Source organism: Leucobacter sp. PH1c (assembly GCF_000633415.1).
GTDB lineage: Bacteria > Actinomycetota > Actinomycetes > Actinomycetales > Microbacteriaceae > Leucobacter.
This window is the reverse complement of sequence record NZ_AYMV01000020.1, coordinates 75,017-89,923: the sequence shown is the minus strand read 5'-3', so window position 1 is coordinate 89,923 and position 14,907 is coordinate 75,017. Positions and strand designations below refer to the sequence as shown.

Here is a 14,907-nt window from a genome sequence, read left to right as displayed (position 1 = left end):
CGAATTCATAGATAAGGAGGCCAAGGTGGAGAGTAACGAAGGGAGCTCACATGACTACCACCCCCGAGAGCCAGGGCGCCAACCGCGAGGACGCGGTGACCCCCACCACGCCCGCAGCGCCGACCGAGGGCGCTGTGCCGCCCCAGGCGCCCGAGCACCACGCGCCGGCTGCCCCCGCGCCGGCCGCGACGCCCGGGGCTCCGGGACCCGCGCCCGCGCAGCAGTGGCAGCAGCCCGCACAGGCCCCCGTCGCGCACCCGCAGGCAGCGCATCCGCAGGCGGCGCATCCGCAGCAGCCCGTCGCACACGCGCAGTCCGCCGCACCGCAGCTGCCCGTGCACCACGGTGCGCAGGAGACCGCTCACCCCCAGCTCACGCAGCCCACCGTCCCGCTCACCGAGGCGGGCGTTCCCGCTGGGCTCGGAGTCGCGGCGCCGCAGCCGAGCCACGCGGGCGTCGCGCCCGCGGCAGCCGGGGGCGGCTCCGGTGACGGCGGGGCGTTCGGCGCTGCGGCAGCCCCGGCGAGCGGCTCTGCGCAGCCCAAGTCCCGCACCGGCGCGCTCCTTGCGGGGCTCGCGGTCGGGGCGCTCCTCGGCGGCCTCGTCGGCGGCGGCGTCGCGGCGCTCGTCTCCTCGAACAACGCGCCGCAGAACCAGGCGCAGAGCGGCACGATCACGCTGAAGAACGCCGACAACGCCACCGCGATCTCCGGTGTCGCCGCTGTCGCGACGCCGAGCGTCGTCACGCTCGAGGTCTCGGGCGGCAACGCGAGCGGCTCCGGCTCGGGCGTCATCTACAGCGAGGACGGCTACATCATCACGAATGCGCACGTCGTCACGCTCGACGGCGCCGCGATGGAGGACGCCAACGTCCGTGTGAAGTTCAGCGACGGCCGGATCATGAGCGGCTCGGTCGTCGGCGTTGACCCCTACGCCGATCTCGCTGTGGTGAAGGTCGACGCGACCGGGCTCCCCGCCATCAAGGTCGCAGACTCCGACAAGCTCGACGTGGGCGACCTCACTGTCGCGATCGGCGCCCCGCTGAACCTGGCGAACACGGTGACGAGCGGCGTCGTCAGCGCGCTGAACCGAGGCATCTCGGTGGGCAGCCCGCTGATCCCGCAGGATCCCACGCCGCAGCAGGACGACGAGCAGCAGAGCCCCGGGTTCCCCTGGGACTTCCGATTCGGGCTCCCGGACAGCGGGCAGCAGCAGGAGCAGCAGCAACAGCAGCAGTCGGGCGGCGGGGCGGTCACCCTTCCCGTGATCCAGACCGACGCGTCGATCAACCCGGGCAACTCGGGCGGCGCGCTGCTGAACGGACAGGGCGAGCTGATCGGCATCAACGTGGCGATCGCCTCCGCGGCGGCCTCCAACGGTGCCGCGGGCAGCGACGGCCTCGGCTTCGCGATCCCCGCAAACCTCGCGACGCGCGTCGCCGACGCGATCATCGCGGGGGAGCAGCCCTCCCACGGTCTGCTCGGCGCCTCGGTCGCCGACTCCACGCAGGACACGGATGAGGACGCGAGCCACGCAGGTGGCCTGCTCGTCGACGTGACGCGCGACGGCGCGGCCGCGAAGGCCGGGCTCAAGGCGGGCGACGTGATCACCGCTGTGGACGGCGTCTCCGCGGTGAACGGCACCTCGGTGTCGGCGCTCATCCGCATGCACGAGGGCGGCAGCACGGTCACGATCGACTACACCCGCGGCGGCAAGCCCGGCCAGGTCGAGGCCACGCTCGGCAAGCTGGAATGGTAGCCGCGATCCCGAGCTGAGCTGCGGCGGAACCGCACCGCTTCCCCTCGCGAGAGCGCCGCGGGCCACCCCATCCGGGTGCCCCGCGGCGCTCTGCTGCGTGCGGCACGGAGCGCCGGGCTCCTCAGCCGGATCCTCTACAGTGGGGAACGATGAGTACCGCAGGATTCACCTTCGCGCAGGGCAACCTCTCCAAGCTGCTCGCGCTGCCCAAGTACCTCCTCTCGGTGATCGTCTCGTGGTTCGTACCGCGTGCCGCCCGCCAGTGGGCATTCGGCAGCGGCGCGGGCGTCGGCGAGGGGGCGCTCGCCATTGCGCGCGCGCTGCGCGCCGAGGATCCGGCCGCTCGAATCGTCTGGCTCACGGGGTCCGATGCCGAGGCCGACGCGGCCCGCGCCGAGGGCTTCGAACCCGTGCCCCGCCAGGGCTGGGCCGGGTACTGGGCCACACTCCGCGCCGGTCAGATCGTCGTGACCCACGGGCTCGGCGACGTCAATCGCTTCGGGATCATGGGCGGCCGCATCACGCAGCTCTGGCACGGCGCCCCGCTCAAGCGGCTCCACCTCGACTCGCCCGTCACGACGACCGTGCGCGGCCCGGCGCCCCTGCGAGCGCTCCTCCGCCGCATGTACCTCGCGGGATCCCGCGAGATCGACCTCTTCGTCGCGGGCTCGCCGCTCGCGGCCGACCGGCTGCGCTCCGCCTTCCGGGTCGCCCCGGGCGCGGTGCAGGTGCTGGGCGATCCTCGCGACGACGCGCTCGCCGCGCAGGCGCGCGATCCCCGGCGTGCCGCGGCCGCCCGCGCCGAGCTGATCGCGCTGCTCGGCGCACCGGCAGGGCTCGGCCCCGCGTCCTCGGTGCTGCTCTACGCCCCGACCTGGCGCGACGGAGCACCGGACCCCGGCGTGCCGAGCGCCGAGGAGGCCGCGCAGATCGCGGAGACCCTCGACCGCCTCGACGCGCACCTCGTGGTGCGCCCCCACCCGCTCGGCCACGGCGCGTACAGCGCCCTCGCCGGACCGCGCGTGCACCTGCTCGGGGGCGACACGGTGCGCGACATCACGCCCCTGCTCGGCGGCGTCGATGTCGTGATCACCGACTACTCGTCGATCGCGCTCGACTTCTCGCTCCTCGGGCGCCCGATCGTGTGGTTCGCTCCCGACCTCGCCGAGTACGGCGCGACGCGCGGCCTGTACGAGCCGCTCGAGGTCACGAGCGGCGGGCGGATCGCGCGCGATTGGGACGCGACGCTCGCCCGGATCACGGAGCTCGCCCCCGGCGGGGCGGCGAGCCGGGCAGCCGAAGCCGAGACCCGCGCCCTCGCGGCCCGCTTCCATCGCTTCCCCGAGGGCGGGGCCGCCGCGCGCGTGCTCGCCGAGATCCGGCGTCTGGCGCTGCCTGCGGCGCAGCTCGTCGCCCCGGGCGGGGTCTTCTTCGAGAGCTTCTACGGCCGGCAGGTGAGCTGCAACCCCCTCGCGCTCGACGCTGAGATCGCGCGCATCGCCCCGGAGCTGCCCCGGTACTGGAGCGTGACGAGCGAGCGCCAGCGCGTGCCGGAGGGGGCGACGCCGCTCCTCGTCGGCGGCCGCGCCTGGCACGCCGCGCGGCGGACCGCGCGACTCCTCGTCGTGAACGACTGGCTGCGGTTCCGCTTCCGCAGGCGACGCGGGCAGACGGTGCTGCAGACCTGGCACGGCACGATGCTGAAGCACCTGGCGCTCGGGCGCCCGAACGTCGGGCTCCGCACGCGCATCGCGATCCGGCGCGAGAGCCGGCGCTGGAGCCTCATGCTCTCGCAGAATCCGCACTCGACGGAGCAGTTCCGCAGCAGCTACGCCTTCCGCGGCGAAATCCTCGAGCTCGGCTATCCGCGCGCCGACCGCCTTGCGCGTGCGGTGATCGGCGACGAGCGCAACCCGATCGCGGTGCGCACGGCGCGCGCCGAGCTCGGGATCCCGGCCGGGGCGCACGTGCTCGCCTACGCCCCGACCTGGCGCGACGGGGGAGTGTCGGTCGTCGACGACCTCGACGTGCGGCGACTCGCGGACGAACTCGGCGAGGACTGGGTGGTGCTTGCCCGCGGGCACACTCGCACGCACGGCCTCGGCGGCTACGGCGGCGGCGCGCGGATCATCGACGCGTCGGCGCACCCCGACGTGAACGACGTGATCCTCGCGGCCGACCTGCTCGTCACCGACTACTCGTCGATCATGTTCGACGCCGCGGTGGCGCGCGTGCCCACGCTGTTCTTCGTCCCGGATCTCGCGGCGTACCGGGACCGCGAGCGCGGCTTCACCTTCGACTTCGAGCGGGAGGCGCCGGGCCCGCTGCTCACGGCGCGCGCCGAGGTCGTGGCCTGCGCGCAGGAGTGGGCGAGCGCCGTGGCGGCCGGACCGGCTGGGCCCGGGGTGTCCTGGCTTCTGCCGGACCGGGCGGAGGCCTGGCGCGCGCGCTTCGCGCCGCACGACGACGGCTTCGCCTCCGAGCGAGTGGTCGCGGCGCTGCGCGAGCGCGGTGCGCTCCCCGCAGCGGGCGATTCGGTGGGCTGAGGCGGTCTTTTCTCGGCTTTTGTGCGAGTTTGATCCGGAATAGCGGGGTCTTAGCGGATCAAACTCGCGCGAAGTTCGGGCGGGGGCCGGTGCCCCGTGGGTTCGCCGGGGCACCCCCGCACAAAGTTCGAGTCTGATCCGGAATTGCCCCGCTGAACCGGATCAGAGTCGAACTAATTTGCGGGAGCATTGCGAGCCGAGCACCCGAGCACCCGAGCACCCGAGCACCCGCGGCGCCCCAGCATCAGACCCGCGACGGCGCGAGCTCCGCCAGCTGGCCGAGCAGCGACTCGGGCACCAGCGTCTCGTCGGCGCGGCCCTCGCGCACGATCGCGGCGATGCGTGCGCCCACCTCGCTCGTGCTCATGCCCATCTCGGCCCCCGCGAGGGCGGGCAGCTCGCCGAGCACCTGCACGGTCGCGGCCTCGATCGCGCGCGCCGCAGCGCCCTCGCCGAGGTGGCCGAGCAGCAGGGCCAGCGACAGGATCGCGCCCGAGGGGTTCGCCCAGCCCTTGCCCGCGATGTCGGGGGCCGAGCCGTGGATGGCCTCGAACATGCTGGGCGCCGAGCCGTCCAGGTTGAGGTTCGCGCTGGTCGCGACGCCGAGCCCGCCCTGGATCACGGCGCCGAGATCCGTGATGATGTCGCCGAAGAGGTTGTCGGTCACGATCACGTCGAAGCGCTCCGGGGAGAGCGGCAGGTGGAAGCACATCGCGTCGACGTGCACGTAGTCGGTTTCCACCTCGGGGTACTTCGCGGCGAGATCGGAGACGACCTCCTGCCAGAGCTGCCCCGCGGCGACGAGGATGTTCGTCTTGTGGCAGAGCGTCAGCTTCTTCCGGCGGCCGAGTGCGAGGCGGAACGCGAAGTCGACGACGCGCTCGATGCCGGCGCGCGTGTTCAGCGACTCCTGCATCGCGACCGCGTTGGGGGTGCCCGCGTGCACGGTGGAGCCCTGGCCCACGTAGGCGCCCTCCGTGTTCTCGCGCACGATCACCATCTCGCAGCGCTCGGGCGTGAGCTCCGCGATGGGGGTGGGGACGCCGGGGTAGAGGCGCACGGGGCGCACATTCGCGGCCTGCTGGAAGCGCTGACGCATCTCGAGGATGAAGCCGCGCTCGAGGATCCCCGGGGTGACGGCCGGATCGCCCATCGAGCCGAAGAGGATCGCGTCGTGGCCGCGGAGCGTGTCCTCGACCTCGGCGAAGAGCTCGCCGGTCGCGAGGTAGTGCTGGGCGCCCGCGGTGATCTCGGTGCGCGCGGTCGTGAAGCCGTAGCGCGCCTCGGCGGCGTCGAGCACGTCGAGCGCGCACCCGACGACCTCGGGGCCGATGCCGTCGCCGGGGAGGACTGCGAGGGAGTAGCGGTGCGTCATGGGGTTCCTTCCGGTGGGATCGCGCCCGGCGGCGGCGCCGGGCGGATCGCGCGGCGTTGCGTTGGCGATCGGACGATGTTGAACTATATTAACTGGTAAGGCCACTCGTTGGGTGGCCGTTGTACCAGGTCATCCGTTGCACCGCGGCACGCGATCCTCGCCGCGGCGTCAGCCCGCACGCAAGGACTCCACGATGCGCGACACGCTCTCCCTGCTCGCCCCCGCCGGGCAGCTCCCCATCGGCGCCGGCTGGCGCACCGTTCCGGGCGCCCAGGACATCGTCTTCCCGTTCGACGGCAGCGTGATCGCACAGGCGCCGGTCAGCGAGGTCGCCGACTCGCGCGACGCCCTCGACGCCGCCGAGGCGGCCCGCCCCGCGATCGCGGCGCTCACCACCGCGCAGCGGAAGTCCGTCCTCACCGCCGTGCACGATCGCCTCGCCGAAGAGGCCGAGCGTCTCGTCGAGCTCCTCGTCCTCGAGACCGGCAAGCCCCGGGTTGACTGCCAGACCGAGGTCTCGCGCACGATCGTCACGCTCCAGGCGACCGCCGAGGAAGCCTCCCGCGTGCACGGCGAGACCGTGCCCCTCGACCTCCAGGAACTCGGCCGGGGCATGATCGGCTACTACACCCGGAAGCCCGCGGGCGTCGTGATCGGCATCGCCGGCTTCAACTACCCGCTGCTCCTCGCGAGCCACAAGCTCGCCCCGGCGATCGCCGCGGGCTGCCCCGTCATCATCAAGCCCGCGCCCAACACGCCGCTCGCCACCCTCGAACTCGTGGCGATCGTGCGCGAGGTGCTCGTGGCGCACGGGATCACCCCCGCCGCCGTGCAGCTCGTGAACGGCGCCCCCGAGGTGGGCGAGACCCTCGTGCGGGATCCGCGCGCCCAGGTCGTCTCCTTCACCGGCTCCGCGAAGATCGGTCACCTCATCGCGCAGCAGGCGGCCCCCCGCAAGGCGCTCCTCGAGCTCGGCTCGAACACGGGCTTCATCGTCGCGGCCGATGCCGACGTCGACGCGGCGGTCGACGCCGTGCTGCGCGGCGGCTTCTACGCCAACGGCCAGGCCTGCATCTCGGTGCAGCGGATCGTGCTCGAGCGCCCCATCGCCGAGGCGTTCACGGAGCGGCTCGTCGCCCGCATGGGCGAGCTCGTGGTGGGGGATCCGCGCGATCCCGCGACCAACGTCGCCCCGGTGATCAACGCGGCATCGGGCGAGCGGATCCGGGCCATGGTGGATCGCGCCGTCGCCGCGGGTGCCGAGCTACTCTCCGGCGGAGAGGCCCCCGCCGCGGGTGAGCAGGCCGCTCTCGTGCGCCCCACCGTGCTCGGCAGCGTCCCCGCCGACGTCGACGTCTGGGCCGAAGAGGTTTTCGGCCCCGTCGTCTGCCTCACCACCGTCGACTCGATCGACGCCGCCATCGATCTCGTCAACGCCTCGCGGTACGGGCTCCAGGCCGCGATCTACACGGCGTCGCTCGAGAGCGCGTTCGCGGCGATCGAGCGCCTCGAGGTCGGCGGCGTCGTCGTCAACGAGATCCCGGGCTTCCGCTCCGACATCATGCCGTACGGCGGCGTGAAGGACTCGGGCATCGGCCGCGAGGGCCCGCGCTACGCGATCGAGGAGTTCACCGTCACCCGCATGGCGATGATCCGACCCCGCGCCCGCGGCTAAGCCGCGCCCCTCCTCATTCCTCCCCACCCGCACACCCCGCAAAGGACTCCCGCATGACGCACGTCGCCCCTGACTACAGCCGCCTCTTCCGCCTCGACGACCGCACGGTCGTGGTGATCGGAGCGGGATCGGGGATCGGCCGCGAGTCGGCGCAGGCCCTCGCCGCACAGGGCGCGCACGTGGTCGTCGCCGACTGGGCGCTCGACGCCGCGGAGGCCACCACGGCGCTCATCCAGGAGCAGGGCGGATCCGCCGAGGCGTTCCGCCTCAACGTGCTCGACGACGCCGAGGTCGAGGCCGCAGCCGAGCGCTTCGGCACGGCGTCGGCGCTCGTGTTCACGGCCGCCACGAACGTGCGCAAGCGCATGGACGATTACACGATGGACGAGTTCGACCGCGTCGTGAACCTGAACCTTCGTGCGTCGTTCCAGCTGATCCGCCACTTCGCCGCGCGCTTCGCCGCGAACGGCGGCGGCTCGATCATCGGCTTCGCATCGATCCGCGCCCAGGTCGTCGAGCCCGGGCAGGGCGTGTACGCTGCGACCAAGGCCGGGCTCGTGCAGCTCGCGAAGACCGCCGCCGCCGAGTACGGCGCCCAGGGCGTGCGCATCAACGTCGTCGCGCCGGGCGTCGTCGAGACGCCGCTCACCGCGCAGATCAAGGCGAACGAGGAGTGGTACAACGCGTACGCGCAGAAGAGCGCGCTGGGCCGCTGGTCGCGCCCCGACGAGCTCGCCGGCGCGGTCGTCTACCTGGCGTCCGACGCCTCGACGTTCGTCACCGGTTCGACGCTGAGCGTCGACGGCGGCTGGACGGCGATCGACGGCCGCTTCACGCCCCCGGCCTCCTAGCCGCCGGAGCCGCTGGCCGCGGGAGGGCCTCGGCAGAGCCTCGGTATTGCCGGAATGGCAACTTCCGTCGAGGGCTGCCGAGTGCGGCCGATAGGGTCGAAGGCCACCCGATCCCCGCCGCGCACGATGCGGCGCACAGCCGCAGGAGATGCCGATGACCCGCTTCGCGGAAGCCGTGACCGAGTACTGGCGGGCCGCACTCGCCGGCGAGGAGCACGAACAGAACTCCGAGTTGAGTATCGTCGTCGCGGACGCGCTGGACGCGGACGAGCGCGTGACCGTGCTCCGCACCGAGGAGGACGCGCACACGACGGTCGCCCTGAGCCCGGCGGTGGCCCGTCGACTCGCGGCCGCGGGCGCCCTCTCGGCCGCGTCCGGTGAGGGCGCCCTCCGCGCGGCGATCGCTTCCGCGGGCATCGCGCTGCACGGCGCGGACTCCCTCTTCTACGTGCCGCGGGAATCCTCCCGGGCGCTGCGGGCCGAGCGCGATCCGGGGCACGTGCGCCGGCTCGATCCCGAGGCCGCGGCCGATGCGGAGTCGTTCGCCGAGTTCGAGGCCGCGGCGAGTCCGGAGGACCTCGACGCCGGGCAGGTGGACCTCGACGACTGGGCCGTGTACGGGGCGTTCGACGAGAACGGGAAGCTCGTGAGCGTCGCGAGCGCCTACCCGTGGGGCGAATCCGTGCTCGCCGACTTCGGTGTGATCACGCTCGAGGACGCGCGGGGTGCGGGGCACGCCCGCGCCCTCACCCGCGCGCTCGCGCGCTGCGCTGCCGCCGAGGGGCTCGAACTCCAGTACCGCTGCCAGACCGACAACCCCGCCTCGGCCGCGGTTGCCGCCTCGGCGGGGCTCGCGCTCTTCGGGCGCTGGGAGATCCCCACCCCCGACGACGCGGACGCCGCGTGAGCGCCCACGCGTGGCGCATCCGCCGCGCGAGCGCGGCCGATGCGCCCGCCGTGCTCGCGATCTTCGACAGCGTCATCGAGTGGTTCGTCGAGATCGGCAACACCGAGCAGTGGGGCACCGAGCCCTGGTCCGCCTCCGAACGGCAGGTCCGCCGCGTCGCCGAGGAGTGCGCGCTTCCCGGAGCCTGGCTCGCGGAGCACCCGGAGGCCGGCGTCGTCGGCGCACTCGTACTCGGCGATCCGGTGGCCTACGCGCCGCCCGCCGCGGGCCCCGAGCGCTACGTGCGCCTGCTCATCGCCTCCCGGGATCCGCGGGCGCGCGGCGTGGGGCGGCACCTCCTCGACTTCGCCGCTGCCGAGGCGCGTGCCGCGGGGGCCGAGCGCCTCAGGGTGGACTGCTACGGCGGCGGGGACCAGGCGCTCGTGCGCTTCTACGAATCCTGCGGGTATGTGCGCGGCGAGGCGTTCGACGAGAACGGCTGGCCCGGCAGGTTCCTCAGCCGGACCCTGGGGGCTCCGCAGGCCGAGGGGAGCGGGGCTCCGCGAGACTAGGCCACGAAGACCTGCGCGGCCTGTGCGTGATCGAGCTCGACGCCCGCGGCATCCGCGCGCTCGGCGGCGCCCTGGGCGCGCTCGATCCGCACCCCGGTGCCGTGCCGCTCCACGCGCACGCACGTTCCGGGGCGGATCCCGGCCCGCCCGAAGGCGACGAGCAGCTCCCGGTCCGACTGCGCGGTCTCGCTCAGAGCGACGAGCTCGGCCGGGTCCGCGGGGTCGGCGTCGAAGGTGCGGCGCAGCGCGTTCATCGCGTGCGGGTCGTGCGGCGGCAGCGCGGCCCCGCGCTCCGCCTCGGCGAGCGACGGGATCGGGTTGCCGTAGGGGGAGCGCTCGGGGTGCTGGAGCAGCGCGGCGATCCGCTCGGCGGTGGTGTCGCCGATCGCGTGCTCCCAGCGGGACGCCTCGTCGTGCGCCCACTCCCACTCGAGCCCGATCGTGTCGACGAGCAGGCACTCGGCGAGGCGGTGCTTGCGCATCACGCGGAGCGCGATCCGGCGCCCCTCCACCGTGAGATGGAGCCGGCGATCGCCCGGCACCGTGTAGAACAGGCCGTTGCGGATCAGGCGGTTCGCCGTCTGCGTGACGGTCGAGGGCGCGTGGCCCACGCGCTCGGCGATGCGGGCGCGGAGCGGATCGGTGCCGGCCTCCTCGCACTCGAGCACCGCGGTGAGATACGCCTCGGTGGGGTTGAGGAGGGCGTCCAATCGGGCCCCCTTCCGGAACACTCTGCCGATGCGACGCTCGTCAGCCTATCGCTCCGCGGGGGCCGGATCGGGGAGGCACACCCGGCACGGCGGAGGCGCCGCAGAGCTGCGCGACAGGGCAGGCGCCGTAGGGGCTACGCGACGGCGCGGGCGAACACCACGATGTTGTCGGGGGCGAGATCCCGATCCGCTTGGAACAGGCAGGTGATGATGACGAGCCGGCCGGGCACGTTCTCCCACACGCTCGCGAGCTCGGCGAGCGCGGTCTTGTCGTGCCGCTCGGTCGCGACGATCTCGTAAGCGACGGTGCCGCCCGCCGTCTCCACGAGCACCTCGTCGCCCGGCAGCGCGGTCGTCGTTCCCGCCGCCCGGTCGACGAGCGGGTCGAACACGGCCCGGCCGTCGGCGGAGGTGTGGCCGATGAGGAACACCGTGTTGTCGCTCCCGGCGCCCGGCGCGCCGAAGTCGGTGAGCCAGAAGACGTCCTCCGCGGTCGGCGGGTCGAGCACGCTCGCCGCGCCGATCGCGAGCGGGGCGACGGGCGCCGCGAAGCCGATGGCGGGGATCGAGAGCTCGGACGGGGGAGCGGCCGGCACCTCGGGGAGCTCGGCGCCCACGTGCTCGACCGCGACGCGCTCGGCCGTCGCGTGCGCCGGGGGCGCGGCGAGCCGCCACGCCCCGAGCCCGACGAGCGCGACCCCGCCGGCGACGGCGAGCGCCGTCACTCCGGCGAGGACGCCCACGAGGGCCCGGCGGCCCGGGGCGCTCACGCGTCGCCGCCCGAGCCCGCGCCGCTCGACGGTTCCTGGCCGGCCCCCGCGGGCGTGCGGAGCCCGAGCAGGACGACTCCGGCCGCGGCGAGGAGGAGCAGCGCGGCGCCGAGGAGCATGAGCTGCTCGGTGGGGGTGAGGCGGAAGCCCGGGTCGACGACCGCCGCCGGGATCGGGGTGGCCACGTCCGTGAGCGCGCGCTCGGCCGTGGGCGCCGAGTTCCCCGTGCCGATCCGCACCTCGGTCCACCCGGCGAGCCGGCGTTCGACGTCGGTGAGCGCGAAGCGGTAGCTCCCGTCCCGGAGGCTCGTCACGTCGATGCGGAGTTCGCCCGAGTCGTTCACGCGGATCCAGTCGACCGCGGTCTTGCTGGGGTAGACGTGCAGGTAGAACCAGTCGCCGGGCGCGCTCTCCGGCACGGTGAGGTGCGCGATCCCGTCGGCGACGCGCACGGTGACGCCGCCCGCGTTCGCGGAGGTGAGGAGGTTCTGCGTCGCGACGGGCGCCTTCGGCGTGAACTCGGGCTTCGGCGTGGCCTGAGCGGACGGGGCGCGGAGGCTGCCGGATCCCGATCCGGATCCCGAGCCTGCCGGCGCGGCCGCGGGGAGCGAGCCCAGTACGGTCGGCTGCTCGGGATCGGTGGTGCCCGGGGACGGCTTCGGTAGCTCGCCGCCGGGCGTGACGGGGGGCTTCGTGCCGGGGTTCACGGGCTTCGTCGGGGTGACGGGCGGCTTGGGCTCCGGCTGCTCGGGCTCCTCGGGGAGCTGCGCGGCTGATCCGGCGACCCAGTTCGCTGCGTTGACGAGGATCTGCTGACCCGCGGCGGACCAGGTGCGCGCGTCGGAGGCCGCGTGGCTGCCGTGCAGGGCGAGGTAGGCGTGGCGAGCGCCCTCGCGCTCGTCGACCGCGATGCCCGGGCCGTGATCGTCGACCCGCACCTCGGCGCCGTCCTGCTCGCGGGTGATCGTGTGCGCGAGGACGCGCGCCGTTCCGCTCGTCAGCCCGTCGAAGGAGGAGACGAACTTCTCCGCGTCGCGGCGGGTGTCCTGGAGCACCATGCTGCCCTGAATCAGTTCGCCCGTCGCGATGTTGCCGGGGGCGAACAGCGGGTGATCCGCTTCGGCCCAGATCCGGTATCCCGTGGCGAGTGCCGTCGCGTCGACGCCGCCCGTGCGCTGCTTCGGGGAGCCCGTGCGCGCCTGCAGCGACGCGATGCCGGAGGTCTCGGTGGCGCCGAGATCGAGCCAGACGATGCCGGTTCCCGCGGCGTCGGCCGCCTGGATCGCGGCCGTGAGGCGAGGCGCGTCGACGGCGCCGGGGTCGTCCCAGACGACGGCGTCGTAGGCGCCGAGGGCGCGGGGGTCGGCCGGGAGCTCGTCCATGCCCGTGGCCACGAGATCCTGTCCGTTCAGCAGCTCGACCGTTCGCCCGGTCTGGTCGCCGAGCACGAGCACGGTCGGCAACGGCGAGAGGCGGAAATCGACGACGGTGTCGGCGTCGGCGACGGGCAGCACCTCGGCCGAGGGCGAGGTGGCGGTCGCGTGGGCGTCGAGCGCGGCGCGGAAGCGGTGCGCGCCCACGGGGACGCCCGTGATCCGGTAGGCGCCGGAGGCGTCGGTCGTCGCGCTGAGCCCCGCCCCCGCGAGGGAGACGAGCACGCCGGGGAGGGGCGCGCCGGATCCCGCCGAGACGACGGTGCCCGAGACCGAGCCCGTCGTGAGGGGATCGAGCGCGAGCTCGAGGGAACCGAATCCTGCGTCGGAGACCTCGATCTCGCGCGTCGCGCCGGCGTAGCCGAACGCCGAGAAGCCGAGCGTGTAAGCGCCCGCCGGCAGCGAGGCGCGAACCTGGCCGTTCCCGTCGCTCAGCCAGGTCTCGCCGCGCTCGCCGTAGTCGACGGTCACGTCGGGGAGCGGCTCGCCACTCGTCGCGTCGGTGATTGTCACCGTGATCCCGGTGTCGCCCCGCACCGCGGCTACGGCCGCCGCGAGGTCGATGATGCCCGCGCCGTACCGGGTGTCGCCGCTCGCGGGCGAACCGTTCGGGTGCCAGGCGGTCGACTCGAGCGCGTCCTCCATCTGCGCGACCGTGAGGCCGGGCTGCGCCGAGCGCAGCGCCGCGACCGCGCCGGCGACGTGCGGGGTCGCCATCGAGGTGCCGGAGGAGCGGCCCCAACCGCCGCCCGGCACGGAGGAGACGATGTCGACGCCGGGGGCGGACGCGTCGGGCTTCGTGAACTCCCCGCTCGGCCAGCCGAAGCGCTCGGCGACGCCGGAGCTCCACCGCGTGGTCCCGCCGCAGGAGCGCGGATCGACCGTGCGCTCGGCGTTCGTCATGCCGACCGCGAAGACATCGGCCGAGGAGCTCGGGTTCGAGATGCAGCCCGGCATCTTGTCGCCGTCGTTGCCCACGGCGACCGCGGCGAACACGCCGGCCTGCCGCACCCGGTGCAGCACCTCGAGGAGGAAGTCGTTGTACGAGTTGCTGACGCCGAGCGACATGTTGATCACGTCGGCGGCTCGGCCCGCGGGGGCCCCGCTCGCGTCGTACGGCGCGAGTGTCCACTCGATCGCCGCGAGGATCTTCGCGTCGCTGCTGCCGTCGCTGATCGCGTTGACCGCCATGAGCTCCGCGTCGGGGGCAACGCCGATACGGGTGCCCGAAGCGTCGCCGCCGAGCACGGTGCCCGCGACGTGCGTGCCGTGGGTGGCCGGGTCCGCGGGACGCTTCGCGCGCGCCGTTCCCGTGCGGTCGAGGTGGATCCATCCGCCGGGGAAGAGCGGATCGTGCGGGTCGACGGTCGCGATGCGGTCGCGGAGGTCGGGATGCGTGGGGTCGATGCCCGTATCGAGCACGGCGACGCGGACCCCGCGGCCCGTTGCGCCGTACTGCGCCCAGGCCTCGGGCGCGTGGATCCCGGCCAGGCCGTAGGTGACGGGCACGCCGTCACCGTCGACGGTGCGTGAGAGCGCACTCGGATCGGCCACCGGCTCGGGAGCCTCGGGGGTGTCGAGCGGGGTGACCTCGCCGTTCGGGGCGACGGTCTCCGCGCCCGGGAGCGCCGCGAGCGCGGCGAGCGTCTCGGGCGTGGGCTCGGCGGAGACGAGCACGGCAGCCGCGATCCAGAACCGATTGAGCACACGGATCGCGCCGCGCTCCTCCAGCGCGGCGAGGCCCGGCTCCGCGAGGCTGAGCGCCGCGTCGGCGCCGCGCTGCAGGGAAGCGGCCGCGGTGGCGGGATCGCCCTCGGCGCCGGGCTCGATGCCGGCGTCGGCGAAGCGGATCAGGATCTCGGCCGCGCCCGTCTCGGGGTCGAGCCACGGGGCGGCGTCGCCGCTCGCATCCGGGCCGCCGCTCGCATCGGGCGCCGCGGGGCCGTCCGCGCTCGGGCCCGCAGTGTCCCGATCGGCAGCGTCTCCATCGGTAGCGCCCCCACTGGCAGCGTCCCGGTCCGCCTCGTCTCCGGCGCCGGGAGTCGTTCGCTCCGGATCCGTCTGCTTCCGATCCGTGCCCTCGGGATCCTTGCCGTCCCGTTCGGCGCCCGTGAACGCCGCCGCGAGCTCGGGCGCGATCTCCGCAGGTCCGGAGTCAGCGCCGAGCGGAGCGGTGCCCGCGGCGCTCGGGCTTCCCGCGGGGGCGAACTGCGCGAAGCCGACGGCGCCGCTCAGGGCGACGGCGACGGCGAGTGCGCCTGCCGCTGCTGCGGCGAGGGGGCGGCGGTGGCGGGTGAAGCGGAGGCGGGGGAGGAAGGGCAAGATCGGCTCT

10 protein-coding genes are annotated in these 14,907 nt (G+C 74.1%); 6 read left to right on the top strand and 4 right to left on the bottom strand.

Features of this window, described 5'->3' with window-relative positions; all coding sequences use genetic code 11:
* The first annotated feature begins 50 nt into the window (after positions 1-50).
* Both U874_RS0107040 and U874_RS14265 read left to right on the top strand, forming a co-directional pair.
* Complete coding sequence (locus U874_RS0107040) at positions 51-1,757, top strand: S1C family serine protease (protein ID WP_025133833.1); 1,707 nt, start codon at positions 51-53, stop codon at positions 1,755-1,757.
* Between the two features lie 149 nt (positions 1,758-1,906).
* Positions 1,907-4,303, top strand: coding sequence for a CDP-glycerol glycerophosphotransferase family protein (locus U874_RS14265; protein ID WP_025133832.1), 2,397 nt, complete (start codon positions 1,907-1,909; stop codon positions 4,301-4,303).
* A gap of 244 nt (positions 4,304-4,547) precedes the next feature.
* Here the strand turns inward: U874_RS14265 and U874_RS0107025 are convergent, their stop codons facing one another.
* Entirely contained in the window at positions 4,548-5,678 is a 1,131-nt protein-coding gene (locus tag U874_RS0107025; RefSeq protein WP_025133831.1) for a 3-isopropylmalate dehydrogenase, read from the bottom strand.
* Between the two features lie 193 nt (positions 5,679-5,871).
* Between U874_RS0107025 and U874_RS0107020 the strand changes: the two genes are divergently transcribed.
* The 4 genes from U874_RS0107020 (at position 5,872) to U874_RS0107005 (ending at position 9,662) form a co-directional block, all read left to right on the top strand.
* Positions 5,872-7,353, top strand: a complete 1,482-nt coding sequence (locus U874_RS0107020) for an aldehyde dehydrogenase family protein (protein WP_025133830.1) — start codon at positions 5,872-5,874, stop codon at positions 7,351-7,353.
* A gap of 53 nt (positions 7,354-7,406) precedes the next feature.
* Positions 7,407-8,204 carry an SDR family NAD(P)-dependent oxidoreductase gene (locus U874_RS0107015; protein WP_025133829.1) on the top strand — a complete coding sequence of 266 codons (798 nt, stop codon included), beginning with the start codon at positions 7,407-7,409 and terminating at the stop codon, positions 8,202-8,204.
* Between the two features lie 154 nt (positions 8,205-8,358).
* Positions 8,359-9,111, top strand: a complete 753-nt coding sequence (locus U874_RS0107010; protein ID WP_025133828.1) for a GNAT family N-acetyltransferase — start codon at positions 8,359-8,361, stop codon at positions 9,109-9,111.
* Positions 9,108-9,662 (top strand): GNAT family N-acetyltransferase, encoded by a 555-nt coding sequence (locus U874_RS0107005; RefSeq protein ID WP_025133827.1) that lies wholly within the window; start codon positions 9,108-9,110, stop codon positions 9,660-9,662. The genes U874_RS0107010 and U874_RS0107005 overlap by 4 nt, the downstream gene beginning before the upstream one ends.
* Here the strand turns inward: U874_RS0107005 and U874_RS0107000 are convergent.
* The 3 genes from U874_RS0107000 to U874_RS14755 all read right to left on the bottom strand — a co-directional run bounded on the left by U874_RS0107000 (position 9,659) and on the right by U874_RS14755 (position 14,897).
* Complete coding sequence (locus tag U874_RS0107000; protein WP_025133826.1) at positions 9,659-10,372, bottom strand: metal-dependent transcriptional regulator; 714 nt, start codon at positions 10,370-10,372, stop codon at positions 9,659-9,661. The two genes, U874_RS0107005 and U874_RS0107000, sit on opposite strands and share 4 nt — an antisense overlap.
* Positions 10,373-10,506: 134 nt before the next feature.
* Positions 10,507-11,142: a class F sortase gene (locus tag U874_RS0106995; protein WP_025133825.1), complete on the bottom strand. Its 636-nt coding sequence runs from the start codon at positions 11,140-11,142 to the stop codon at positions 10,507-10,509.
* A complete protein-coding gene (locus U874_RS14755; protein WP_025133824.1) occupies positions 11,139-14,897 on the bottom strand; it encodes a S8 family serine peptidase in 3,759 nt (1,252 codons plus the stop codon). The genes U874_RS0106995 and U874_RS14755 overlap by 4 nt, the downstream gene beginning before the upstream one ends.
* Between the last annotated feature and the right edge of the window lie 10 nt (positions 14,898-14,907).

Excerpts from the sequence above, each read along its gene's own strand:
- U874_RS0107040 (WP_025133833.1), top strand. The coding sequence starts at position 51 with ATGACTACCACCCCCGAGAGCCAGGGCGCCAACCGCGAGGACGCGGTG.
- U874_RS14265 (WP_025133832.1), top strand. The coding sequence starts at position 1,907 with ATGAGTACCGCAGGATTCACCTTCGCGCAGGGCAACCTCTCCAAGCTG.
- U874_RS0107025 (WP_025133831.1), bottom strand. The coding sequence starts at position 5,678 with ATGACGCACCGCTACTCCCTCGCAGTCCTCCCCGGCGACGGCATCGGC.
- U874_RS0107020 (WP_025133830.1), top strand. The coding sequence starts at position 5,872 with ATGCGCGACACGCTCTCCCTGCTCGCCCCCGCCGGGCAGCTCCCCATC.
- U874_RS0107015 (WP_025133829.1), top strand. The coding sequence starts at position 7,407 with ATGACGCACGTCGCCCCTGACTACAGCCGCCTCTTCCGCCTCGACGAC.
- U874_RS0107010 (WP_025133828.1), top strand. The coding sequence starts at position 8,359 with ATGACCCGCTTCGCGGAAGCCGTGACCGAGTACTGGCGGGCCGCACTC.